This window comes from Methylobacterium organophilum (assembly GCF_022179465.1).
GTDB classification, from domain to species: Bacteria; Pseudomonadota; Alphaproteobacteria; order Rhizobiales; family Beijerinckiaceae; genus Methylobacterium; species Methylobacterium organophilum.
Map to the genome: position 1 here is coordinate 404,200 of NZ_BPQV01000002.1, position 22,210 is coordinate 426,409.

Annotated in this window: 21 protein-coding genes; 11 read left to right on the top strand and 10 right to left on the bottom strand. The window is 68.3% G+C overall.

Going from position 1 to position 22,210, the window contains the following annotated elements:
- Positions 1-41 precede the first annotated feature (41 nt).
- Positions 42-2,693 carry an MGH1-like glycoside hydrolase domain-containing protein gene (locus MFF21_RS04575; RefSeq protein ID WP_238310013.1) on the bottom strand — a complete coding sequence of 884 codons (2,652 nt, stop codon included), beginning with the start codon at positions 2,691-2,693 and terminating at the stop codon, positions 42-44.
- 334 nt (positions 2,694-3,027) lie between these two features.
- Here MFF21_RS04575 and MFF21_RS04580 point away from each other — a divergent pair, with 334 nt between their 5' ends.
- Positions 3,028-3,594 (top strand): YgjV family protein, encoded by a 567-nt coding sequence (locus MFF21_RS04580; RefSeq protein WP_283206504.1) that lies wholly within the window; start codon positions 3,028-3,030, stop codon positions 3,592-3,594.
- A gap of 280 nt (positions 3,595-3,874) precedes the next feature.
- Entirely contained in the window at positions 3,875-4,126 is a 252-nt protein-coding gene (locus MFF21_RS04585; RefSeq protein ID WP_238310015.1) for a hypothetical protein, read from the top strand.
- A 185-nt stretch (positions 4,127-4,311) separates the two neighbouring features.
- Here the strand turns inward: MFF21_RS04585 and MFF21_RS04590 are convergent, their stop codons facing one another.
- Together MFF21_RS04590 and MFF21_RS04595 are read right to left on the bottom strand one after the other, a co-directional pair.
- Positions 4,312-6,639, bottom strand: coding sequence for an amylo-alpha-1,6-glucosidase (locus tag MFF21_RS04590; protein ID WP_238310016.1), 2,328 nt, complete (start codon positions 6,637-6,639; stop codon positions 4,312-4,314).
- Between the two features lie 220 nt (positions 6,640-6,859).
- Positions 6,860-7,990 carry a glycosyltransferase family 4 protein gene (locus MFF21_RS04595; RefSeq protein WP_238310017.1) on the bottom strand — a complete coding sequence of 377 codons (1,131 nt, stop codon included), beginning with the start codon at positions 7,988-7,990 and terminating at the stop codon, positions 6,860-6,862.
- A gap of 355 nt (positions 7,991-8,345) precedes the next feature.
- On the opposite strand from MFF21_RS04595, the gene rpmI reads away from it, so the two are divergent.
- From rpmI to MFF21_RS04620, 5 genes are all read left to right on the top strand, one after another.
- The gene (gene rpmI, locus MFF21_RS04600) at positions 8,346-8,549 is read left to right on the top strand and encodes a 50S ribosomal protein L35 (RefSeq protein WP_056244427.1); all 204 of its coding nucleotides are present in this window, start codon (positions 8,346-8,348) and stop codon (positions 8,547-8,549) included.
- Positions 8,550-8,599: 50 nt separating this feature from the next.
- Positions 8,600-8,965 carry a 50S ribosomal protein L20 gene (gene rplT / locus MFF21_RS04605; protein ID WP_238310018.1) on the top strand — a complete coding sequence of 122 codons (366 nt, stop codon included), beginning with the start codon at positions 8,600-8,602 and terminating at the stop codon, positions 8,963-8,965.
- Between the two features lie 180 nt (positions 8,966-9,145).
- The gene (gene pheS / locus MFF21_RS04610; RefSeq protein ID WP_238310019.1) at positions 9,146-10,225 is read left to right on the top strand and encodes a phenylalanine--tRNA ligase subunit alpha; all 1,080 of its coding nucleotides are present in this window, start codon (positions 9,146-9,148) and stop codon (positions 10,223-10,225) included.
- Between the two features lie 70 nt (positions 10,226-10,295).
- Positions 10,296-12,716 carry a phenylalanine--tRNA ligase subunit beta gene (pheT, locus tag MFF21_RS04615; protein WP_238310020.1) on the top strand — a complete coding sequence of 807 codons (2,421 nt, stop codon included), beginning with the start codon at positions 10,296-10,298 and terminating at the stop codon, positions 12,714-12,716.
- 68 nt (positions 12,717-12,784) lie between these two features.
- The gene (locus MFF21_RS04620; RefSeq protein WP_238310021.1) at positions 12,785-13,663 is read left to right on the top strand and encodes a DUF1186 domain-containing protein; all 879 of its coding nucleotides are present in this window, start codon (positions 12,785-12,787) and stop codon (positions 13,661-13,663) included.
- Here MFF21_RS04620 and MFF21_RS04625 read toward each other — a convergent pair.
- The gene (locus MFF21_RS04625; RefSeq protein ID WP_238310022.1) at positions 13,632-14,420 is read right to left on the bottom strand and encodes a HesA/MoeB/ThiF family protein; all 789 of its coding nucleotides are present in this window, start codon (positions 14,418-14,420) and stop codon (positions 13,632-13,634) included. The genes MFF21_RS04620 and MFF21_RS04625 overlap by 32 nt on opposite strands.
- 91 nt (positions 14,421-14,511) lie before the next feature.
- On the opposite strand from MFF21_RS04625, the gene dapE reads away from it, so the two are divergent.
- Entirely contained in the window at positions 14,512-15,678 is a 1,167-nt protein-coding gene (gene dapE, locus MFF21_RS04630) for a succinyl-diaminopimelate desuccinylase (protein WP_238310023.1), read from the top strand.
- Here dapE and truA read toward each other — a convergent pair.
- The 4 genes from truA to recR all read right to left on the bottom strand — a co-directional run bounded on the left by truA (position 15,663) and on the right by recR (position 18,567).
- A complete protein-coding gene (truA, locus tag MFF21_RS04635) occupies positions 15,663-16,421 on the bottom strand; it encodes a tRNA pseudouridine(38-40) synthase TruA (RefSeq protein WP_238310024.1) in 759 nt (252 codons plus the stop codon). The genes dapE and truA overlap by 16 nt on opposite strands.
- Positions 16,422-16,430: 9 nt before the next feature.
- Positions 16,431-17,360 carry a methionyl-tRNA formyltransferase gene (gene fmt, locus MFF21_RS04640; RefSeq protein ID WP_238310025.1) on the bottom strand — a complete coding sequence of 310 codons (930 nt, stop codon included), beginning with the start codon at positions 17,358-17,360 and terminating at the stop codon, positions 16,431-16,433.
- Positions 17,361-17,367: 7 nt separating this feature from the next.
- Positions 17,368-17,886 (bottom strand): peptide deformylase, encoded by a 519-nt coding sequence (locus tag MFF21_RS04645; RefSeq protein ID WP_238310026.1) that lies wholly within the window; start codon positions 17,884-17,886, stop codon positions 17,368-17,370.
- A 75-nt stretch (positions 17,887-17,961) separates the two neighbouring features.
- Positions 17,962-18,567, bottom strand: a complete 606-nt coding sequence (gene recR, locus MFF21_RS04650; protein ID WP_238310027.1) for a recombination mediator RecR — start codon at positions 18,565-18,567, stop codon at positions 17,962-17,964.
- 168 nt (positions 18,568-18,735) lie between these two features.
- Between recR and MFF21_RS04655 the strand changes: the two genes are divergently transcribed.
- Together MFF21_RS04655 and MFF21_RS04660 are read left to right on the top strand one after the other, a co-directional pair.
- Positions 18,736-19,170, top strand: coding sequence for an EVE domain-containing protein (locus tag MFF21_RS04655; protein ID WP_238310028.1), 435 nt, complete (start codon positions 18,736-18,738; stop codon positions 19,168-19,170).
- A 115-nt stretch (positions 19,171-19,285) separates the two neighbouring features.
- Positions 19,286-19,903, top strand: a complete 618-nt coding sequence (locus tag MFF21_RS04660) for a ParB-like protein (protein WP_238310029.1) — start codon at positions 19,286-19,288, stop codon at positions 19,901-19,903.
- Here the strand turns inward: MFF21_RS04660 and MFF21_RS04665 are convergent.
- The gene (locus MFF21_RS04665; RefSeq protein WP_238310030.1) at positions 19,900-20,382 is read right to left on the bottom strand and encodes a disulfide bond formation protein B; all 483 of its coding nucleotides are present in this window, start codon (positions 20,380-20,382) and stop codon (positions 19,900-19,902) included. The genes MFF21_RS04660 and MFF21_RS04665 overlap by 4 nt on opposite strands.
- Positions 20,382-20,963, bottom strand: coding sequence for a YqaA family protein (locus MFF21_RS04670; RefSeq protein ID WP_238310031.1), 582 nt, complete (start codon positions 20,961-20,963; stop codon positions 20,382-20,384). The genes MFF21_RS04665 and MFF21_RS04670 overlap by 1 nt, the downstream gene beginning before the upstream one ends.
- Positions 20,964-21,324: 361 nt before the next feature.
- Between MFF21_RS04670 and MFF21_RS04675 the strand changes: the two genes are divergently transcribed.
- Complete coding sequence (locus MFF21_RS04675) at positions 21,325-21,921, top strand: acyltransferase (RefSeq protein ID WP_238310032.1); 597 nt, start codon at positions 21,325-21,327, stop codon at positions 21,919-21,921.
- Positions 21,922-22,210 lie beyond the last annotated feature (289 nt).

A 22,210-nucleotide genomic window follows, 5' to 3' on the forward strand; every position in this document is an offset into this window, starting at 1 on the left:
GGACCGGCAACCGCCTTAGCAGCGAAAGGTCGAGGAAATCGTCACCCCCGCCGCGCCCGGTTGCAGAGCAGGTTGAGGATCAGCGCCGTCCAGCCGGTCTGGTGCGAGGCGCCGAGGCCCCGGCCGGTATCGCCGTCGAAGAACTCGTGGAACAGGAGCGGCTCCGTCCCGTCCGGGGCCGAGACCGGCGCCGGCGCGCTGCCGCGATAGGCGCGCCGGCCCTCGGCATCGCGGGTGAACAGGCCGATCAGCCGGTCCTCCAGGGCGTCGGCGATGGCGTTCAGGTTCAGGTGCTCCCCCGAGCCGGTCGGATACTCGACCAGGAAGTCGTCGCCGTAATAGGCGTGGAAGCGGCGCAGGGCCTCGATGATCAGGTAGTTCATCGGCATCCAGACCGGCCCGCGCCAGTTGGAATTGCCGCCGAACATGTTCGAGGTGGAATCGGCCGGGTCGTAGCGCACGGTGAAGGAGGCGCCGAGGGCGTTCAGGGAATAGGGCTCCGCCTGATGCGCCTTGGAGAGCGAGCGCACGCCGTGGGGGGAGAGGAACTCCGCCTCGTCGAGCATGCGCTTCAGGAGCGCCTTCATGCGGTGCCCGCGCAGGAGCGAGAGCAGCTTGCGGTCGCCGACGCCGCCCTCCGTCCAGCGGGAGACGAGGCGGGCAAGGTGGGGGCGGTTCTCCAGCACCCAGTTCAGGCGCCGGGCGAAATCCGGCAGCCGCTGCAGCATCGCCGGCTCGATCACCTCGACGGCGAAGAGCGGCACCAGCCCGACCATGGAGCGCACCCGCAGGGGCAGCATGCGCCCGTCGGGCATGTCGACCTCGTCGTAGTAGAACGCGTCCTCCTCGTCCCACAGGCCGAAGCCCTCGCCGCCCATGTCGGTCATGGCCTCGGCGATGAGCAGGAAGTGCTCGAAGAACTTCGAGGCGGTGCTCTCGTAGACGTCGTTGTGCTGGGCGAGCTCCAGGGCGATCCGCATCATGGTGAGGGCGTACATCGCCATCCAGGCGGTGCCGTCCGCCTGGTGCACCATGCCGAAGCCGGGGGGCGGCCGGGAGCGGTCGAACACCCCGACATTGTCGAGCCCGAGGAAGCCGCCCTGGAAGACGTTGCGGCCGCCCGCATCCTTCCGGTTCACCCACCAGGTGAAGTTGATGAGCAATTTGTGGAACACGCCCTCCAGGAAGGCGAGGTCGCCCCGCCCTCCGCGCCGGTCCCGGTCGATCTCGAAGACACGGAAGGTCGCCCAGGCATGGACCGGCGGGTTGGTGTCCCCGAACTCCCACTCATAGGCGGGCAATTGCCCGTTCGGGTGCATGTACCATTCGCGGGTGAGCAGCAGCAGCTGGTTCTTGGCGAAGGTCGGGTCGAGCAGCGCCAGCGGGATGCAGTGGAAGGCGAGGTCCCAGGCCGCGAACCAGGGATATTCCCACTTGTCCGGCATGGAGAGCACGTCGTTGGCCGCGAAATGCGCCCAGGTGCGGTTGCGGCCCTCCCGCCGCTCCGAGGGCGGGCGCGGCATCAGCGGATCGCCCTGCAGCCAGAGGCGGACATCGTAGCGGTAGAGCTGCTTGGTCCAGATCAGGCCGGCGGCGGCCTGCCGGAAGATGGCGCGGGCATCCGCGTCCTCGATGCCGTCCTGAAGGGAATCGTAGAAGGCGTCGGTCTCGGCGACCCGCTGGCGCAGCAGGCAATCCTCGCGGTCGACGGGGCGCGGGCTCGCCCCGGCCCGCAACCGCAGGCGGATCGAGGCCTCCTCGCCGGGGCGGAGGCGCAGCACGTAGTGCAGACCGACCTTGGTGCCGGATTCCTCGCGGATCGCGTCCGCGTCGCCATCGACGATCGCCGCATGGAAGCCGTCCTTGAAGGGGCCGGGCGCGTCGGGCTGGCCGGCATAGCGGCGCAGGTTCGTCTCGTTCTCGCAGAACATCACCCGCGGCGCGCCCTCGAAGGTGAGGTCGTAGGGGCCGAGCCGGGGATGCTCGCAGGCGACGCTGCCGTCCGGGCGCAGCCGCATGATGGGATGCGGCTGCGTCCCGTTCGCCTGCCAGGACCAGGTGTTGCGGAACCAAGCCTGCGGGATCAGGTGGAGATCCGCCGTCTCGGGCCCGCGATTGACCGCCGTGACGCGCATGTGGATGTCCTCGACATCCCCCTTCGCGTACTCGACCGTCACGTCGAAGAAGCGGTTCTGCGCGAAGACGCCGGTATCCTCGATCTCGTATTCCGGCTGCTCGCGGCTGCGCTCCCGGCCCGCGCGCAGCAGGGCGTCGTAGGGATAGGCGGCCTGGGGGTAGCGGTAGAGGAACTTGAGGTAGGCGTGGCTCGGGACCGCGTCGAGGTAATGGTAGACCTCCTTCACGTCCTCGCCGTGGTTGCCCTCCTCGTTGGTCAGGCCGAACAGGCGCTCCTTGAGGATGTGGTCGCGCCCGTTCCAGAGGGCCAGCGACAGGCAGAGGAAGCCCCGCTCGTCGCACAGGCCCGCGAGCCCGTCCTCCCCCCAGCGATAGGCGCGGGAGCGCGCATCGTCATGGGTGAGGAAGCGCCAGGCATTGCCGTCGCGGCTGTAATCCTCGCGCACCGTGCCCCACTGGCGCTCGCTCAGGTAGGGACCCCAGAGGGACCAGGGGCGCTCGCCACGGGTCTGCTCGGCGATGCGGCGGCGCTCCGCCCAGGTCTCGATCATCTCCATGCCGATGGCCCTCAGGCGCGCCGGAGGCCGCGGGCCGGCGCGGCGTCGCGGTGCGCGCGGGAACGGGCACGAACATGTCTCGATAAGGGCTGGGACAACGAACGAAGGCGCATCGAACTCGGCAGGCGATCGGCTTGGAGCGCCTAACATGCATCATCAGCGCCAGCTCCGGGCTGCGCTGGGCGTCGGGCTGATTTCAACCGCATGCAGGCGGCCGATGCGGCAGCGCGGCAACGCTCACCCCACCGTGTTCGGGCCGTTAAGAAAGCGGTTACCATGCAGGCCTAGCGCGTGATTCAGAACAGGCGCCATTCCGGCGCCGCAAGTACGCGCCATGATTGTTTTCGAGACGGCCCTCCCTACGCTGACATCGGTCACGGCGCAGATCGATATCTTCGGAAGTCTCGGACTGTGTTGCGGCTCCGGCGCGGGCCTGATGCCCCGGCGCAGCTGGATTCTTCGGATGTCGGCGCTGTGCAGTGCCTGTTTCGCGCTGCATTTCCTGCGTCTCGGCGCGCTGACCGGCACCGCCATGTGCAGCATCTCGGTGATGCAGAGCCTGCTCTCGGCGCAGTTCGTGCGCGACGGGCGCCGTCCGGACTGGCTGGGGCCGCTCTTCGCCCTGAGCTTTCTCGTGGTGATGGCGCTGACCGCCGCGACCTGGGCCGGCTGGCCCTCGGCCTGCGCGGGGATCGGGGCGCTGCTCGCCACCACCGGCCGGCTCCAGACCCGGACCGCCGCGATGCGCCGCTTCTTCCTGGCGAGCTCGACCTGCTGGGCCGGGCACAACCTGCTCGTCGGCTCGCCCTTCGGGCTGACCTGCGATCTCCTGACCCTCTCCGGCCTCGCCCTGCACCGCGAGCGGGCCGTCCCGCTGGCGCCGCAGTTGAAGGCGGCCTGAGCGCACGCGCGGCCGGAGCGGACCACGCGCCCGGGAGCGCCACGTCGCGCCCAAGCCCATGGGCGGTGATGCGTGTCGTATCGGATCGAGGCTCATGCCGGCCCGATCCTGTCTGCTGAAGGGTCCGGCCGGGTGACGGGCGGCGCCCCCGGTGTCCCTGTGGATCGCCGCGGCGGCGAAACGTGGCCACGTGCTCCCGAACACAGCCAAGCCGGGGCGATCCGGTGTCAATCACGACAGACGCCAACAAGACGTCGCACCGACATCAGGAGATCTTCCCATGACCCACCGTGACATGACCGCGATGACCACCGATCAGACCATCGGCGCCCAGCCCGTTCTTCTTTCCGACGACGCTCTCGATCAGGTCCATGGCGGCGCCCGCTCGGCGTTCGGAGACCTCGACCGCATGTTCAACGACATCAAGCGCGGCATCGGCAACGGCGCGACCTATGTGGACTACCACCACGAGAGCAAGACGGTCGGCGGCAACACGACGACGGTCACGCAGAGCCGCTTCCGCCGCCGGTAAGCCAAAGCCGTCCCAAGCCCTGCCATGTCGGCCCGCCCGGTTCGCCGCGGCGGGCTCGTTCGTTTCTGGCGGATCGCTGTCCCGGTCCGGCGGCACGGTCCGCTCGACCAAGCGGCCCTTCGTCACCGCCTCCGATGATCGCCTCGCCCCGGTGAGGCGCCGGGCTGCAGGGCAGCCCGGCTCCCTCATTTCAGCAGCGAGATCTGCACGTCGCCGACGCGGCGGGTCACCGCGACGGTGACGTCGTCGTCGTGCCGGTGCAGGCGCAGGTCGGCGCGGGACTCGCCGAGCTTCAGATTGAACAGGTGCACCGCCTCCAGGAAGGGCGGCAGGATCGGGTCGCGGAAGCGGATCCGGTTGCGCTCATGGTCGAGTTCGAGGCCGAGGCAGGCGGCCAGGAAGGCGAAGGGTGCCGCCGCCGCCCAGGCCTGGGGCGAGCAGGCCACGGGGTAGTTCACCGGCCCGCGCTGGCGCCGGCGCATGAAGCCGCAGAACAGTTCCGGGAGCCGCTTCTGGTCGTAGTAGAGGCTGGTGTCGAACATGCCCTGGAACACCCGGGCCGCCTCCGCCTTCAGGCCGTAGCGGGCGAGGCCGAGGGCGCAGATCGCGTTGTCGTGCGGCCAGATCGAGCCGTTGTGGTAGGACATCGGATTGTAGCGCGCCTCGCCCTTGGCGATGGTGCGGATGCCCCAGCCGTTGAAGCCGTCGTTGCAGAGGAGCTGCGCGGCCACCTTCGGTGCCCGCTCCGGCAGGGCGATGTCCGTGAACAGGGCATGGCCGGCATTGGAGGAGCGCACGGCGCATTGCCGCTTCTCGCCGTCGAGGGCGAGGGCGTAGGTGCCGATCTCCTCGCACCAGAAGGCGGCGTCGAACTTCTCGCGCAGGGTGTTGGCGGCGGCGGAGAGCCGGTTCGAGAGCTCGTCCTTGCCGAGCAGGCTCGCCAGTCGGGCCGCGCCGCGCTTGGCCGCGTAGACGTAGCCCTGCACCTCGCACAGGGCGATCGGCCCCTTGGCCATGGCGCCGTCGGCGTGGAAGATCGAATCGTGGCTGTCCTTCCAGCCCTGGTTGGCGAGCCCCTTCTCGGTCTCGCGGGCATATTCCACGAAGCCGTCGCCGTCCCGGTCGCCGTAGGTGTCGATCCAGTCCAGCGCCAGCTCGATCGCCGGCCAGATCGCCTCGATCGTGCCCCGGTCGCCGGTGATCGCGTAATACTGCGCGGCCAGCATCACGAAGAGCGGCGTGGCGTCGATGGTGCCGTAATAGTGGCGGAAGGGCACCTCGCCGAGCATCGCCATCTCGCCGCGCCGGGTCTCGTGCAGGACCTTGCCGGGCTGGGCGTCGGCCTCCGGATCGACGGTCTTGGCCTGGGTCGCGGCGAGGAAGCGCAGGACGCCCTTGCCGAAATTCGGATCGATCCAGAGGGCCATCATCGCGGTGATGATGCCGTCGCGGCCGAACACCGTGGAGTACCAGGGGATGCCGGCGAAGGGGTAGACGCCCTCCTGGGTGCGGGTCGCCAGCATGTAGAGATCGGCGGTGGCCCGGCAGAGGCCCTCGTTGAACTGGTCGTTCGAGGAGATGATCGTGGTGATGCCCGCGGTCAGGGCCCGCTGGTCGCGGCGGTTGTCGCGATAGGCGCGGGCGAAGATGCGGCCCTCGGTGATGTGCCGGGCCGGCCGGTCGGCCAAGCTGCCCGCGGCCCGGGACAGGGCGGCGGCGGCCTCCTCGCCGGCCTTCACCGGGCCGGGGGCCGAGGTGTAGGCGCGGTGCGCGTCGAAGGCGACGCGCAGGAAGAGCGAGCTGTGGGCGCCGGGCGCCAGCGTCACCTCGAACTCCGCCACGCCGGGCTCGAGCTTCACGGGCTTGGGGCCGAAATGCACGGAGGTGGTGCGCACGATCTCATCGAGGCCCGCATAGCGGAACTGCACCTCGGTCTCGCTCGCCACCAGCACGGAGCGCTTGCCGCGATGGGTGCGGTCGGTGCCGCGCACCTCGAACAGGTCGCGGAAATCGGCGTCGAAGGTCACGCCGATGCGCAGGCGCCGGGTGCGGGTGTCGTAGTTGCGCAGGCCGATGCGGTCGTAGCAGGCGCCGCGATATAGGAACTTGGTGCGCTCGATCGCGATCAGCTCGCGGGGGATCGAGGTCTCGTCATGGGCGTCGAGGCGGATGTCCGGCGTGGTCAGGTCGACGCTCAGCGCGCCGTTGTCGTCCTGCATCGCCGAGGACAGCATCATCGGGCGCTGATCCTCGATGGTCAGCGCCAGGCGCGAGAGGTAGCGCGTGTCCTGGAAATACAGGCCCTCGGCGCCGGGCACCCAGCCGATATCGCCGTAGGCGTCGAGGACGGCGAAGGCCTCGCCGTATTTCAGCGAGCGCAGGGGCCGGTCGGTCAGCGAGGTCGTGGCCTCGATGTGGTATTGCGGCAGCGCCTCGTCGGCATCGACGAACCCCGCCGACCCTGCCGCCTCGCGCGCGTGCTTGGGACCCTGTGCCGCCGTGCCTGCCGCCATGTGCCGCCTCTCCTGCGAATTCGGGGTCATGCCTCGCCAAGGCCGCTCGCGCGGGCGCCGCGCCTCCCGGAAGGCGGCCACGCGCAGCCTTGCAAAGACAAGGCCGCCGGTCGCTGACTGCGAGCCGGCGGCCCTGTTTCGAACCGACAGTTAGGCGATGTTGCGGCGAGGGCGAGGGGCTCCCGCCGCCTTTCTCGAAGGTTCTTCGCGGGGCGCGGCCTCAGGCCGGCATCGCGGCGACGTTGATCGCGGGGCGGGAGCCGTTGGCCTCGCCGTAATGGGGGGTGAAGGCGGCCGCGGTCGGCAGCTTGATCACGTTGCTCGCCCCCGAGAGCAGCTGCTCGTAGGCCGCGAGATACTTCGAAGCCATCACCTCCGCCGTGAAGCGGCCCTCGAAGTGGCCGCGTACGCCGGCACGGGGCAAGTCCTTGATCTTGCGGCAGGCCTCCACGGCCTCATCCAGCGTGTCGACAATAAACCCACTAACCCCATCCTTGATCACTTCCGGCACCGAGCCGTTGCGGAAGGCGATGACAGGAGTTCCGGCGGACATGGCTTCGATCATTACCAGACCGAAGGGCTCCGGCCAGTCGATCGGGAAGGCGAGAGCCAGGGCGTTACCGAGGAAGTCCTTCTTCTGCTCCTCGTTGATCTCGCCGATATACTCGATCAGCGGGTGGTGGATCATCGGCTCGATGACCTCGTCCCAGTAATCCTGGTCGGCCTTGTCGACCTTGGCGGCGATCTTCAGCGGAATGCCCGAGCGCTTGGCCATCTCGATGGCGCGGTCGGGGCGCTTCTCCGGGGAGATGCGGCCGAGGAAGGCGAGATAGCCGCCCTTGGATTCCGGATAGTAGGGGCAGTTCTCCTTGGGCAGGCCGTGATGGATCGTGGCCAGCCAGTTGGAGTTCTCCGGCATCGGCTCGCGCTGGTTGTCGGAGATCGAGACAAGCGGCATGCCCGTGAAGGTCCGGTAGACCGGCATGAAGTCCGGCACGTCCAGGCGACCATGCATGGTCGTGAGGCACTTGTGGTACAGGTCCTCGAACATCGGGTACTGCAGGAGATCGATGTGGAAGTGGATCACGTCGAACTCATGCGCCCGGCGATGAACGTGGTGCAGCATGGCGAGGTGGCCGGCGGTGTGGTCCCGGTAGCCGAGAAGGCGCAGGCCTTCCGGATGGCAGGCCGCGAGCTTGGCCGAAGTCTGGGAATCGCCACTGGCGAACAGGGTCACGTCATGACCCTGACGGACGAGTTCTTCGGTGAGCCAGGACACGACACGCTCGGTGCCGCCATAGAACTTGGGGGGAACAGCTTCCGCTAGCGGAGCGACCTGAGCGATGCGCACGAAAACGTCTCCTGTGACGAACGAAGTGTTGCGCAGGGTTTTACCGACACGGCCTGAGCGGGACATGAACGAAACCCGCAGCCGAGGTTTATGGTTCCGCTTCCCCCCTTGCCGCCAGGGCGGCCACGCCTAGACACCCGCAATCCTCAGGCCAGGACGGCGCGTCCGAGCAGGCCGCGCTTGCGACGCGCGTGCACCGCAAGCATTGAAACCTGGGAAAGCATCTGCCATAAGCCGCTCCGCGTCGAACCGCCCGGCCGATAGGGCTGCCGTGGCGGTTCTCGTTGCTCCAGCAGCATTCACGCGCAAGGCCCCGGCTCTCCGGCCGGGACGCCGTTGCGTTCAGGAGAGCCAAATGCCCAAGCTGAAGACCAAGTCGGGCGCCAAGAAGCGCTTCAAGATCACCGGCACCGGCAAGGTGATGTATGCCCAGGCCGGCAAGCGCCATGGCATGATCAAGCGGACCACGAAGCAGATCCGCAACCTGCGCGGCACCACGACCCTGTTCGAGGGCGATGCCGCCAACGTGAAGAAGTACTTCCTGCCGAACCAGCGGTAAGCCTTCACGCAAACGCCGAATCTGTTTTCTAGAATTCCAGGAGATCTCCCATGGCCCGCGTCAAGCGTGGCGTGACCAGTCACGCGAAGCACAAGAAGGTTCTGAAGGCCGCCAAGGGCTATTACGGCCGCCGCAAGAATACGATCCGCATCGCCAAGCAGGCGGTGGAGAAGGGTCTCCAGTACGCCTACCGCGACCGGAAGAACAAGAAGCGCACCTTCCGCGCCCTCTGGATCCAGCGCCTCAACGCCGCCGTGCGCGAGCATGGCCTGACCTATTCCCGCTTCATCGACGCCCTGTCGAAGTCGGGCATTCAGGTGGACCGCAAGGCGCTCTCCGAGCTCGCCATCCACGAGCCGGCCGCGTTCGCCGCCGTCGTCGAGAAGGCCAAGGCCGCGCTCCCGAAGGCTGCCTGATCCGGATTCCGCCCGGACGGGCGGAGCCGACGTTTTCCAGAAAGGCGCGGCGCGGACAGCGCCGCGCCTTTCTCTTTTCCGGCCACACCGCGCGGCCGGGCCCTCCCGTCGCGACGCCGCCCTTGCAGGATGGCGCGCGACGCGCAAAAGCACCCGCGACGATCTCGAAGGACAGCGGTGATGGATCTCGACGCTCTCGAACGCGACCTCGTCGGGCAGGTCGGGCAGGCCGGTGACGAGGCGGCCCTGGAAGCCGTGCGCGTCGCCGCGCTGGGCAAGAAGGGCAGCGTCTCGGAGCTGCTCAAGACTCTGGGCGCCATGAGCCCGGAGGAGCGGCGTGAGCGCGGCCCCCTGATCAACGGCCTGCGCGACCGGGTCAGCGGCGCGATCGCAGCCAAGCGCGAGGCCCTGGCGGAAGCCGCCCTCGAGGCGCGCCTGAAGGCGGAGCGGGTCGACGTCACACTGCCCCTGCGCGAGGCGCCGCAGGTGCGCGGTCGCATCCACCCGATCTCCCAGGTCATCGACGAGATCACCGCGATCTTCGCCGATATGGGCTTCTCCGTCGCCGAGGGGCCGGACGTCGAAACGGACGAGCTGAACTTCACTGCGCTCAACTTCCCCGAGGGGCACCCGGCGCGGGAGATGCACGACACCTTCTTCCTGGCGCCCGACCATCTCGGCAAGCGCAAGGTGCTGCGCACCCATACCTCGCCGGTGCAGATCCGGACCATGCGCGCCCAGGAGCCGCCCCTGCGGGTGATCATCCCCGGCCGCACCTACCGGCACGATTCCGACCAGACCCACACCCCGATGTTCCATCAGGTCGAGGGGCTGGTGATCGACCGCTCCGCCAATATCGCGAACCTCAAATGGGTGCTGGAGGAGTTCTGCAAGGCCTTCTTCGAGGTCGAGGGCGTGACCATGCGCTTCCGGCCCTCCTTCTTCCCCTTCACCGAACCCTCGGCGGAGGTCGACATCCAGTGCTCGCGCAAAGGCGGTGAGATCCGCTTCGGCGAGGGCACCGACTGGCTGGAGATCCTCGGCTGCGGCATGGTGCACCCGAACGTGCTGCGCAATTGCGGGCTCGACCCGGATCAGGTCCAGGGCTTCGCCTTCGGCATGGGCATCGACCGGATCGCCATGCTGAAATACGGCATGCCGGACCTGCGCCCCTTCTTCGAGGCGGATGTGCGCTGGATCGAGCATTACGGCTTCCGTCCCCTCGACGTGCCGAGCCTTGTGGGCGGGCTGACCGCCTGACGCCGACGCCTTTCTCTTCCTCGCCGGCCGGGCGCGTCGCGACACGCCCGCGTGCCGAAGGACAGGACCGATGAAGTTCACCCTCTCCTGGCTCAAGGACCACCTCGACACCGAGGCCTCGCTCGCGACCATCGCCGAGACGCTGACGCGGATCGGGCTGGAGGTGGAGGGCATCGCCGACAAGGCGGCCGACCTGCGGCCCTACGTCATCGCCAAGGTGCTCACCGCCGAGCAGCATCCCAATGCCGACCGGCTGCGGGTCTGCACCGTCGATTCCGGCGACGGCCAGCCGCTGCAGGTCGTCTGCGGCGCGCCGAACGCCCGGGCCGGCATGCTCTCGGTCTTCGCGCCTCCCGGCACCTACGTGCCGGGTAAGAACATCACCCTCTCCGTCGGCACCATTCGCGGTGTCGAGAGCCGCGGCATGCTCTGCTCCGGGGCCGAGCTCGGCCTGAGCGAGGATCATGACGGCATCCTCGACCTGCCCGCCGATGCGCCGATCGGCACGCCCTATGCCCTCTGGGCCGGGCTCGACGATCCGGTCATCGAGATCAACCTGACCCCGAACCGCTCCGACTGCGCCTCGATCCACGGCATCGCCCGGGATCTCGCCGCCACCGGTATCGGCACCCTGAAATCCGCGCCTCTGCCGCCGGTGCGGGGGGAGGGCGCCTGCCCGGTGAGCGTGCGCCGCGAGTTCGGCCCCGGCGACGAGGGCGCTTGCCCGCTCTTCGCCCTGCGGCTCGTGCGCGGCGTGAAGAACGGCCCCTCGCCGGAATGGATGCAGAAGCGCCTGCGCGCCATCGGCCTGCGCCCGATCAACACGTTGGTCGACATCACCAACTACGTCACCTTCGACCGGGGACGGCCCCTCCACGTCTTCGACGCCAACAAGGTCGCGGGCGGCCTCGTGGTCCGTCGTGCCCATCCCGGCGAGACGCTCGAAGCCCTCGACGGCAAGACCTACCGCCTCGACGACGCGGTGGTGATCGCCGACGAGCGCGGCGTCGAGTCGATCGCCGGCATCATGGGCGGGCAGGCCTCGGGCTGCGACGAGGGCACCACCGACGTGCTCATCGAATCCGCCCTCTGGGACCCGCGCGACATCGCCAGGACCGGACGGCGGCTCGGCATCGTCACCGATGCTCGCTACCGGTTCGAGCGCGGCGTCGATCCGGCCTTCGCCCTGCCGGGCCTCGACCTCGCCACCCGCCTCGTCCTCGACCTCTGCGGCGGCACCCCGAGCGAGGCGACCGTCGCCGGCGACGTCCCGGAGAACGAGCACATCATCGATTTTCCCTGGACGGAGGTGCGTCGCCTCGCCGGTATCGAATTGTCCCGGGCCGAGATGAAGGTGAGCCTCGAGTCTCTCGGCTTCCATCTCGCCGGCTCCGGCGACCGGGTGAAGGTGCTCACTCCCTCCTGGCGGCCGGACGTGGAAGGCAAGGCCGATCTCGTCGAGGAGATCGTGCGCATCGCCGGGCTCGATCGCATCGAGTCCAAGCCGCTGCCGCGCAAGGAGGCCACGATCGTCAAGCCGACGCTCACCGTGCTGCAGAAGCGCACGCGCCTCGCCAAGCGGGCGCTGGCGACCCGCGGCATGCTGGAGGCGGTGACCTGGTCCTTCATCCCGCATGACGATGCCGTGCTCTTCGGCGGCGGCGGCGCGGATCTCGCGCTCGCCAACCCGATCGCGGCCGATCTCTCCGACATGCGCCCGAGTCTGGTGCCAAGCCTGCTGCGCGCCGCCCAGAGCAACGCCGATCGCGGCTTCGGCGACGTGGCCCTGTTCGAGGTCGGGCAGTGCTTCGCCAACGACCAGCCGGAGGGCCAGAGCATCCGCGCCGCCGGCATCCGCCGCGGCAATGCCCGCCACGAGGGTGGCGGGCGCCACTGGAGCGGCACGGCCGAAGCCGTGGACGCCTTCGAGGCCAAGGCCGACGCCCTCGCCCTCGTCGCGGCCCTGGGCGTACCGACCGGCGGCCTACAGGTCGTGGCTGGCGGCCCGGCCTGGCTGCATCCCGGCCGCTCCGGCACGCTCCAGTTCGGGCCGAAGGGCGTGGTCGGCCATTTCGGCGAGGTGCATCCCCGGGTGATGAAGGCCCTCGACCTGAAGGGGACGCTGGTCGCCTTCGAGATCGTGCTCGATGCGCTGCCCCTGCCGAAATACAAGCCGACCAAGGTGAAGCCGCCGCTCGCCCTCTCGGATCTTCAGGCGGTGTCCCGCGACTTTGCCTTCGTCGTCTCCCGCGACGTTGCCGCCGCCGATCTGCTCAAGGCGGCGCAGGCCGCCGAGCGTAAACTGATCGTGGGCGTCGACGTGTTCGATCTCTACGAGGGACCGGGCGTGCCGGAGGGATCGAAGTCGGTTGCGGTGGCAGTCCGGCTTCAGCCGATCGACAAGACCTTGACCGATGCCGAGATCGAGGCCGTGAGCGCCAAGATCGTCGCCGAGGTCGCCAAGAAGACCGGCGCAACCCTGCGGGCCTGACCGGGAGCGCGATGCAGAGGGGCGCAATCCGCCCCTCGCACCGCCCGCGAACACGACAAGGAGCGGCCATGGACGCGGATCTCGTCGCGGTTCTCTCGGAGGAGCGCTACCGTCCGGTGGAGGCCCTGAAACGGGCGGTCGCGCAGCCGGAGGCCATCGCCGAGCCGGTGCTCGCCCTGCTCGACAAGGCGGCCGGCGATCCGGATTGCCTCGACGACGGCGAGGCGAACCTGCTGTTCTGGGGACTGCACGCCCTCGCCGCCGCACGCGATACCCGGGTCCTCGCACCGCTGCTGCGCTTCCTGCGCAGCGACGGCGAGGCCATCGACGCCCTCCTCGGCGACGCCACCACCGAGACGCTGCCCGCGATCCTCGCCTCCTGCTTCGACGATGACGCCGCCGGACTCGGCCGGCTGATCCTCGACAGCACCGTCGACGGCTTCGTGCGCAATTCCGCCTTCGCCGCGCTCGGCTTCCTGACCCGGCAGGGTCGCATCTCACGCGAGGCCGCGACGGCCGTGCTCGTGCGCTTCGACGAGGGGCGGGCGGCGGTGGAGGAGGATCCCGCCTGGATCGGCTGGGAAGAGACGATCGCCTATCTCGGCCTCGCCGGGCTGGCGCCCCGCGCGGAGGCCGCGCGGCGGGACGGGCGCATCACGGACGCGTACAGCGATGCGGCCTGGTTCCGGAAGGCGCTGCGGCAGGCGAGCGCCGCGCCGCCGGATCTGAGCAGCTTCGAGCCGAGCCATTACGCCTATCTCGACGATCCGGTAACGGCCCTGGCCTGGACCGACGAGGCGGCGGGTCAGCCGGTGACGAATCCCTACAAGGGGATCGGCCGCAACGATCCCTGCCCCTGCGGCAGCGGCAAGAAGTACAAGAAGTGCTGCCTCGAGGCAGGCGTGATCGCCGCTTCTAAGCCGCCGCTCCTGCCCGGTCTCCATTGAGCGGGTTCTCCGGGTCACAGGCATAGGCCAGGGTCTCGAAGCGCATGGAGCGGGCGTCCACCATCAGCAGGCGCCCGACCAACGGCTCTCCGAAGCCGGTCACGGCGCGGATCACCTCCATCGCCATCAGCGAGCCCATCACTCCGGCGAGCGCCCCGAGCACACCAGCCTCCGCACAGGCCGGCACCGCGCCGGGGGGAGGGGGGTTCGGGAACAGGCAGCGATAGGTCGGGTTCGGGCTGCCATCGGGGCCGCGTTCATGGGCGCGGATCGTGGTGAGCGAGCCGTCGAAGCGCCCGAGCGCTGCGGTCACCAGCGGGCGCTGCGCCCGGAAACAAGCATCCGAGACCGCGTAGCGGGTCGCGAAATTGTCCGAGCCATCGGCGACGAGGTCGTAGCGTGCGATCAGCCCGGCCGCGTTCTCCGCCGTCAGCCGAAAGGGGTGCGCCTCGACCGTGACATGAGGGTTGAGGCGGGCGACGGCCTCGGCCGCGCTCTCCACCTTCGGCCGTCCGAGATCGGGCGTGCCATGGATGACTTGCCGCTGCAGGTTCGAGAGCGAGACCGTGTCGTCGTCGGCGATGCCGATGGTACCGATGCCGGCCGCGGCGAGATACTGGATCAGCGGCGCGCCGAGGCCGCCGGCTCCCACCACCAGCACCCGGGCCGCCTTCAGCTTCGCCTGGCCGGGGCCACCCACCTCCTGCAGCACGAGGTGGCGGGCATAGCGTTCGATTTCGTCGGACGAGAGGGCCATGAGAGGGATGTAAGCCGCGAAGGGCCGACAAGGAAGCGCCGTTGCGCCGGCTCGCCGTGCGGCCTAGGCCAGCATCAGGCTCGAGACCGACATGATGACCGACACCTCCCCCCTCGCCCTCGCCCAGGCGCTGATCCGCTGTCCCTCCGTCACCCCGGAGGAGGGGGGCGCCCTGTCGCTCCTGGCCGGCCTGCTGTCGGAGGCAGGCTTCGCGGTCGAGCGGCCGATCTTCTCGGCCGAGGGGACGCCGGCCATCGAGAACCTCTATGCCCGCTTCGGCACAGGCGCCCCCTACCTGCTCTTCGCCGGCCATACCGACGTGGTGCCCACGGGAGCGGAAGCGCAGTGGACGCACGGCCCCTTCGCCGGCAACATCGCGGACGGCCAGCTCTATGGCCGCGGTGCCGTGGACATGAAGGGCGGCATCGCCTGCATGCTCTCCGCCGCGCTCACCTTCCTGAAAGCGCGAGGCGATGATTTCTCTGGCTCGATCGGCTTCCTCATCACCGGGGACGAGGAGGGGCCGGCGATCAACGGCACCGTGAAGCTCCTCGACTGGGCCAGGGCCCGGGGCGAGCGCTTCGACCATTGCCTGCTCGGCGAGCCAACCAACCCGACCACCCTCGGCGAGATGATCAAGATCGGGCGGCGCGGCTCGCTCACCGGCACGCTGACCGTGCACGGGCGCCAGGGCCACGTCGCCTATCCGCATCGGGCCGAGAACCCGATTCCCGGCCTCCTGCGCCTCGCCTCGGTCCTGATCGCCGATCCGCTCGACGGCGGCACCGCGCATTTCGACGCCTCGAACCTCGAATTCACGACCATCGATGTCGGCAACCCGGCGACCAACGTGATCCCGGCCTCGGCCAAGGCGGTGTTCAACATCCGCTTCAACGATACCTGGACCGCCGACAGCCTCGGTGCCGAGATCCGCGGGCGGCTGGAAGCGGCCGCGGGCAACGCCGTGCGCTTCAGCCTCGACCTGCAGCCCTCGAACGCCCCCGCCTTCCTCACCGAGCCCGACCGCTTCGTCGATCTGGTGACGGACGCCATCAAGGCGGAGACCGGCCTGCGGCCCCAGCTCTCCACCACGGGCGGCACCTCGGATGCCCGCTTCATCAAGGATGCCTGCCCGGTGATCGAGTTCGGCCTCGTGGGCGAGACCATGCACCAAGTCGACGAGCGGGTGGCCGTGGCGGATCTGGAGCGGCTGACGGCGATCTACGGGCGGGTGCTGGAAGCTTACTTCCCCTCGTAATCCACGCCCACAAACGTCAGTCCGCAGGCCGGGGCCAGCGGGCCGCAGCGGTGCTTGGCCTTGGTGGCCAGGATCTCGGCCACGTCGTCGGCGCTGAGGCGGGCGCAGCCAGCGAGCATCAGGGTACCGACCATGGCGCGGACCTGATGGTGCAGGAAGGAGCGGGCGGAAGTCGCGACCACGATCTCCTCGTGCAGCCCCATGCCCTGCCGGATCACGTCGAGCTGTTCGAGGGTGCGCACGGGAGAATTCGCCTGGCACTCGGCGGCGCGGAAGGCGGAGAAGTCGTGCCGGCCGAGGAGCCTGTTCCCCGCCGACTGCATGAGCCCGACATCGAGGGGCCAGGGCACGTGCCAGACATGGGCCCGGGTCAGGGCGGCGGGGCTGCGCCGGTTGAGGATGCGGTAGCGGTAGTGCCGGCGGATCGCCGAGTGGCGGGCGTCGAAGCTCTCCGGCACCACCTCCGCCGAGACCACCGCGACCGGTTGAGGGCGCAGATGGGCGTTCAGCGCATCGCGCACCGTGTCGGTGCGCCAGTCCCGGGCGAGGTCGAGATGAGCGACCTGATGGGTCGCGTGCACGCCGGCATCGGTGCGGCCGGCGCAGGTCAGGCGTACCTCCTCTCCGGAGAAGCGGGTCACGGCAGCCTCGATCGCGCCCTGCACGGTCGGGTCTTCCGCCTGCCGCTGCCAGCCGCAGAAGGGCGCGCCGTCATATTCGATGACGAGCTTGTAGCGGGGCATGTCAGGCCCTCACCCGACCTGCGCCCCCGGCGCCAGCCGCGCCCCGCGCAGGAAGTCCTCGCCACTGGCGATGCCCCCCTTGCCGGCCCTGCGCAGTTCGACGAGGCGCACGGCGCCGCTGCCACAGGCGAGGGTGGCGGCGGAATCGAGCAGCGTGCCCGGCGCGCCGGAGCCCTCCGCGGGCAGCGCCCGCAGCACCTTCACCCGTTCCGAGCCCTTGCCGAGATCAGCTTCGAAGAAGGCGCCGGGGAAGGGCGACAACCCGTTGATGTGGCGCGCCACCTCATGGGCCGGGCGCGACCAGTCGATCCGCGCCTCCTCGTTGGTGATCTTGTGGGCGTAGGCCACGCCCTCCTCCGACTGCGGCACGAAGGTGAGACCTTCGCGCCCGAGCCGGTCGAGGGCTTGGCCCATCAGGTCGGCGCCGAGCGGCATCAAGGCGTCGTGGAGCTCGCCCGCGGTCATGCCCTCTTCGATCGGGAGACGAGCCTCCAGAGCGACGGGGCCGGTATCGAGCCCGGCCTCCATGCGCATCACGCCGACGCCGCTCTCGGCGTCGCCCGCCATCACCGCCCGCTGGATCGGGGCGGCGCCGCGCCAGCGCGGCAGCAGCGAGCCGTGCAGATTCAGGCAGCCGTGCCGGGGCAGATCGAGGATCGCCTGCGGCAGCAGCATCCCATAGGCGACGACGACGGCGACGTCGGCGGCATGCGCGGCGAAGGTCTCTGCGGCCTCCGGCGTCTTCAGGGTCGAGGGCGTCAGCACCGGCAGCCCCAGGGCCTCGGCCTTTGCATGGACCGGCGAGGGCTTCAGCGCCATGCCGCGCCCGGCCTTGGCCGGCGCGCGGGTATAGACCGCGACGACGGCGTGCCCATCCGCATGCAAGCGCGCGAGGGTCGGCACCGCGAAGTCCGGGGTGCCCATGAACACGACGCGCATGGGAGCCTCAGGCCGCAGCGTCGCGTTTGGCCGCCTTGGCGAATTTCTTCATCACCCGGTCGCGCTTCAGCTTCGACAGGTGGTCGATGAAGAGCACGCCGTTGAGATGGTCGATCTCGTGCTGCAGGCAGGTGGCGAGCAGGCCGTCCGCCTCCTGTTCCACGATCTGGCCGTCGAGGTTCATGTAGCGCACGCGCACCCGGTCCGGCCGCTCCACCTCGCCGTAGAATTCGGGGATCGACAGGCAGCCCTCGTCGTAGACCCGCTTCTCCTCCGAGGCCCAGACGATCTCCGGATTGAGATAGACGGTGGGATTGCGCGCGTCCTCGTCCTTCGAGGTGTCGATGGTGACGACCCGCTTCGGCACCCCGATCTGGATCGCGGCGAGGCCGACGCCGGGGGCGTCGTACATGGTCTCGATCATGTCCTGCGCGAGTTCGCGGATCTCCGCGGTCACCGTCTGCACCGGCTCGGAGGTCAGGCGGAGCTGAGCGTCGGGAAGGATGACGAGAGGGCGGATGGTCATGGCTCGGGCCGGGCTGTCGGGAGGCGATTTCCGGCAATACGGTCCGTGCCGGAACGGGTCAAATGGACGGAATGGTTAGAACGCCGTGCGGCTGCGGATCGCCGCCGAAAGGGTGCCCTCGTCGAGATAGTCGAGCTCGCCGCCCACCGGCACGCCATGGGCGAGCCGGGTCACGGTGAGGTTCAGGGGACGCAAGGCCTCGGTCACGTAATGGGCCGTGGTCTGGCCGTCGACGGTGGCGTTGAGGGCGAGGATCACCTCCCGCACCCGGGGGTCGGAGGCCCGCTCCACCAGCCTGTCGATGTTGAGATGCTCCGGGCGCACCCCGTCCAGGGCCGAGAGCACGCCGCCGAGCACGTGGTAGCGGGCGCTCACCGCGCCGGAGCGCTCCAGCGCCCAGAGATCGGACACGTCCTCCACCACGACGAGGGTGGTCGGATCCCGGTTCTCGTCCCGGCAGACGGTGCAGGGATCGCTGGTATCGACATTGCCGCAGGAGGTGCAGGTGACGATCCGCTCGGAGGCGACGCGCATCGCCTCCGCCAACGGCCCGAGCAGGGTCTCCCGCTTCTTGATGAGCTGGAGCGCGGCACGACGGGCCGAGCGGGGGCCGAGCCCCGGCATGCGCGCAAGCAGCTGGATCAGGCGCTCGATCTCCGGGCCGGCGACGGCTTGCGGCATGGTCTCTCTGCTTCGCGGGGATGCTTCACGGATGCGGCGGCGCGGACGGGCCGCATCCGCCTGTAGATAGGCATTTCCGGAGCCGGCTGCATCCGCTTCGCGCCTGTTGGCACAGGCCTCGCCCCCCGGCTAGAGCGAAGGCCTGTTGCCGCCTCCGGAGACGCGCCCGTGGCCCATTGGCTGTTCAAGTCCGAGCCCTCGACCTGGTCCTGGGACCAGCAGGTGGAGGCCGGGGAGGCGGGCACCTTCTGGAACGGCGTGCGCAACCACCTTGCCAAGAACCAGATGCAGGCGATGCGGGTCGGCGAGCGCGGCTTCTTCTATCATTCCAACGAGGGCAAGGCGGTGGTCGGCATCGTCGAGGTGATCCGGCCCTATTACCCCGACCACACCGACGAGAGCGGCCGCTTCGGCATGGTCGATGTCCGCGCCGTCACCGCGATGCCGAAGCCCGTGACGCTCGAGGCGATCAAGGCCGAGCCGGCCCTGAAGGGCATGGCCCTGGTCACGAATTCCCGCCTCTCGGTCCAGCCCGTCACCGATGCGGAATGGAAGACCGTCTGCGCCATGGGGGGACTGACCGGCGGCCTCTCCGAGGACTGATCCCGGCCGGGATCCGAAATCCCGAAAATGTCTCCCGGGAACGTGAAGCGCGACCGCTTGCCGTGGGCGGCATTGCGCCCTTCCTCTTGCCGACCTTTCAGGAGGAGTGAGTCCGATGGCGCCCCGTGAACCCCTGCTCAAGCCCGTGCCGATCGCTGAGTTGCGCCCGACGCAGATGACCGTCGGCTACCGCGAGGTCGAGGAAAAGCGCAGGCGTTGGCGCGAGCACGATCCCGAGAAGAAGGCCGCCTTCCTCGGCTCGCACATGATCCCGACCCTGCTCGGACCGAAAAAGCGCCATTACGTCATCGATCACCACCACCTGTCCAGGGCACTGCTCGAGGAGGGCGTCGAGAGTGTGCTGGTGACCGTGGTGGCCGACCTGCACAAGCTCGACAAGGACGCCTTCTGGACGGTGGCCGATCACAAATCCTGGGTGCACCCTTACGACTCGGACGGCGTGCGGGTCGGCTTCTCCGACATCCCGAAGGCGATCAGCGACCTGTCCGACGATCCCTTCCGCAGCCTCGCCGGCGAGCTGCGCCGGGCCGGCGGCTTCGCCAAGGACACGACCCCGTTCAGCGAGTTCCTCTGGGCGGACTTCCTGCGGCGCAACCTCAAGCGCAAGCAAGTCGAGCACGACTTCACCCAGGCCGTGGAGGAGGCGCTGGCGCTCGCCAAGTCCCAGGATGCCGGCTACCTGCCAGGCTGGTGCGGGCCGATCGAGAGCTAATTCCGCGCGCGAAGCGCCGCGCTGCCCGACAGTGCGGCGAGGGCCAGGGAGATCAGCGCGCTCCAGCCGGCGAGGGAAATCCCGAGGACGCGCAGGGCCGCCGTGCTGCAATCCACCACCCGGACCGAGTCGAGGTTCTTCAGGAAGTCGCCGACATCGGCGGGGGTAGCCCCGGCGCCGCCCCCGCAATCGCTCGGACCCAGCCAGAAACCCCATTCCGCCCCGGCATGGTAGGCGCCCAGAGCCGCGCCGTAGAGCAGAGCCAGCGCGCAGAAGCCGAGGGCCAGCCGTGCCGCCCGCGCCGGCAGGATCGCAGCGAGCAACGCCACCGGGACGACGGCGTAGTACGGGATGCGCTCTTGCAGACAGAGCTTGCACGGCACGTAGCCGAAGCCATGCTCCAGGACGAGGGCGCCACCCACCGTGAGCGCTGCGGCGAGGGCGACGGCGAGCGCCGCGAGGCGGAGCGTCGGCCGCATTACAGCATCGCCTTGAAGGCGACGAAGCCGAGGATCACCACCGCAGCGAACAAGGCCACGGCCACGTTCAGGTGCCGGTCGAGCACCGAGCGAATGCTCACTCCGTAGCGGCCGAGCAGCCCCGCCAGCACGAAGAAGCGGGCGCCGCGGGTGATCAGCGACAGCAGCACGAACCAGAACAGGTCGTAATGGGCGAAGCCCGAGGTGATGGTGACGAGCTTGTAGGGGATCGGAGTGAGGCCTTTGAGCAGGATCACCCAGTGGCCGTATTTGGCGTAGGAGGCCTGGAAGGTCTCGGCCTTGTCGGCGAGTCCGTAGAGGTTGAACAGCCACTGCCCGACCGAATCGAACAGGAGGGCGCCGATGGCATAGCCGAGCAGCCCGCCGAGCACCGAGGCGACCGTTGCGATGCCAGCGTAGAACCAGACCCGGTCCGGCCGGCTCACCCCCATCGGCACCAGCATCGCGTCCGGCGGCACCGGGAAGAACGAACTCTCGGCGAAAGAGACCGCCGCGAGCGCCCAAGGGGCGGAGGGCTTGGCGGCGAGCGCGAGGATCCACGCGTAGAGGCGGCGAAGCATGGTCTCTCGTCCGGAGGGAAAGGCCGCGCCCTTTCAGCACAAGCGCGGGCGGAAGGCGAGGGCGATCCCGCAGACGGGGTTTTTCGCGAGCGGGGCGCGCAGCCCTCACGAGCGCCGGACCGGTCTCTGAATAGAGCAGACAAGGCAATGCCGTGGGACTTTTGGTTTATCAGAGCGATCCTTGGCACGACAAGCGTATTTCGAATTCCAGGGCCGCTAATTCACAAAGCATCTATATGATATCATAAAATCAGAAAATCAATTTTCAGATAATATTATGCCGATTTTGAAATGAAAACCCACTTCACCGGATTGAACAGGAAAGATATGATGGCAGAGTGACGTGAGGGAGGGGGCTACCTTGCCGATAACAATCAACGAGCAATATCCAGGAGCAAACAAGATCTATTTGCCAGAGTCAGTGCGAGAAAGTGGAAATGGTGCATTAGAGATATTTGGCAAAAATAACACGATAGAAATCCTAAACCCTATTGCTTGCGCGCATTTATATATTAAAATTACAGGCGACAACTCTATTAAAATAAATCATAACTGTGTGCTCAATGGGGTAAACATCCACCTCCTTCAACCCGGATCTCTGGATATCGGGGAGGGAACGGGCTTCAACGGCCATTCCAACATCCATATGCACGAGAGCGCAAAAATCACGATCGGACGGCATTGCTTGATTGCTGCCGGAACGAATTTCGCATCATCGCATGTTCACAAGATCGTTGACGCCGCTACAGGCGAAAGATTGAATCCACCCGGCGACATTACCTTGGAAGATCACGTCTGGAGCGCGGGATCGGTCCATTTCTGGGGCGGCTCGTATATCGGTCGAGACAGCGTTGTTGGTCAGGGAACAATGGTGTCCAGAAAGAAATTCCCCCCGAACAGCCTCATTGTCGGAACTCCCGCGCGAATTGCGCGCGAAGGAATCAACTGGGAGTTCTGACCAGCTGGGACTTCGACAGAATCTCTACGGAAGAAGCTTCGCGATAAATTTTGAGCCATATCCTGAAATCTGGTGCCGCCCCTTCGATTGAGGCCACAGCGGAGGCAGGAATCGCGACGCAGCAAAGGGCGGTCACCTCTTGCGCGTCGCAACGACGCGCGCCCCTGGCATGCGCCCCACAGACGCCCGCCGAGATCGCCGCCCATGCCCGACAGGTTAAGGCAGCCCCGATGCGGTCACCATCGATTTGCCACGCTTCGATACCAGCCCTCCAGAACTTTGCGGTAAA

Excerpts from the sequence above, each read along its gene's own strand:
- MFF21_RS04575 (WP_238310013.1), bottom strand. The coding sequence starts at position 2,693 with ATGGAGATGATCGAGACCTGGGCGGAGCGCCGCCGCATCGCCGAGCAG.
- MFF21_RS04580 (WP_283206504.1), top strand. The coding sequence starts at position 3,028 with ATGATTGTTTTCGAGACGGCCCTCCCTACGCTGACATCGGTCACGGCG.
- MFF21_RS04585 (WP_238310015.1), top strand. The coding sequence starts at position 3,875 with ATGACCCACCGTGACATGACCGCGATGACCACCGATCAGACCATCGGC.
- MFF21_RS04590 (WP_238310016.1), bottom strand. The coding sequence starts at position 6,639 with ATGGCGGCAGGCACGGCGGCACAGGGTCCCAAGCACGCGCGCGAGGCG.
- rpmI (WP_056244427.1), top strand. The coding sequence starts at position 8,346 with ATGCCCAAGCTGAAGACCAAGTCGGGCGCCAAGAAGCGCTTCAAGATC.
- rplT (WP_238310018.1), top strand. The coding sequence starts at position 8,600 with ATGGCCCGCGTCAAGCGTGGCGTGACCAGTCACGCGAAGCACAAGAAG.
- pheS (WP_238310019.1), top strand. The coding sequence starts at position 9,146 with ATGGATCTCGACGCTCTCGAACGCGACCTCGTCGGGCAGGTCGGGCAG.
- pheT (WP_238310020.1), top strand. The coding sequence starts at position 10,296 with ATGAAGTTCACCCTCTCCTGGCTCAAGGACCACCTCGACACCGAGGCC.
- MFF21_RS04620 (WP_238310021.1), top strand. The coding sequence starts at position 12,785 with ATGGACGCGGATCTCGTCGCGGTTCTCTCGGAGGAGCGCTACCGTCCG.
- MFF21_RS04625 (WP_238310022.1), bottom strand. The coding sequence starts at position 14,420 with ATGGCCCTCTCGTCCGACGAAATCGAACGCTATGCCCGCCACCTCGTG.
- dapE (WP_238310023.1), top strand. The coding sequence starts at position 14,512 with ATGATGACCGACACCTCCCCCCTCGCCCTCGCCCAGGCGCTGATCCGC.
- truA (WP_238310024.1), bottom strand. The coding sequence starts at position 16,421 with ATGCCCCGCTACAAGCTCGTCATCGAATATGACGGCGCGCCCTTCTGC.
- fmt (WP_238310025.1), bottom strand. The coding sequence starts at position 17,360 with ATGCGCGTCGTGTTCATGGGCACCCCGGACTTCGCGGTGCCGACCCTC.
- MFF21_RS04645 (WP_238310026.1), bottom strand. The coding sequence starts at position 17,886 with ATGACCATCCGCCCTCTCGTCATCCTTCCCGACGCTCAGCTCCGCCTG.
- recR (WP_238310027.1), bottom strand. The coding sequence starts at position 18,567 with ATGCCGCAAGCCGTCGCCGGCCCGGAGATCGAGCGCCTGATCCAGCTG.
- MFF21_RS04660 (WP_238310029.1), top strand. The coding sequence starts at position 19,286 with ATGGCGCCCCGTGAACCCCTGCTCAAGCCCGTGCCGATCGCTGAGTTG.
- MFF21_RS04665 (WP_238310030.1), bottom strand. The coding sequence starts at position 20,382 with ATGCGGCCGACGCTCCGCCTCGCGGCGCTCGCCGTCGCCCTCGCCGCA.
- MFF21_RS04670 (WP_238310031.1), bottom strand. The coding sequence starts at position 20,963 with ATGCTTCGCCGCCTCTACGCGTGGATCCTCGCGCTCGCCGCCAAGCCC.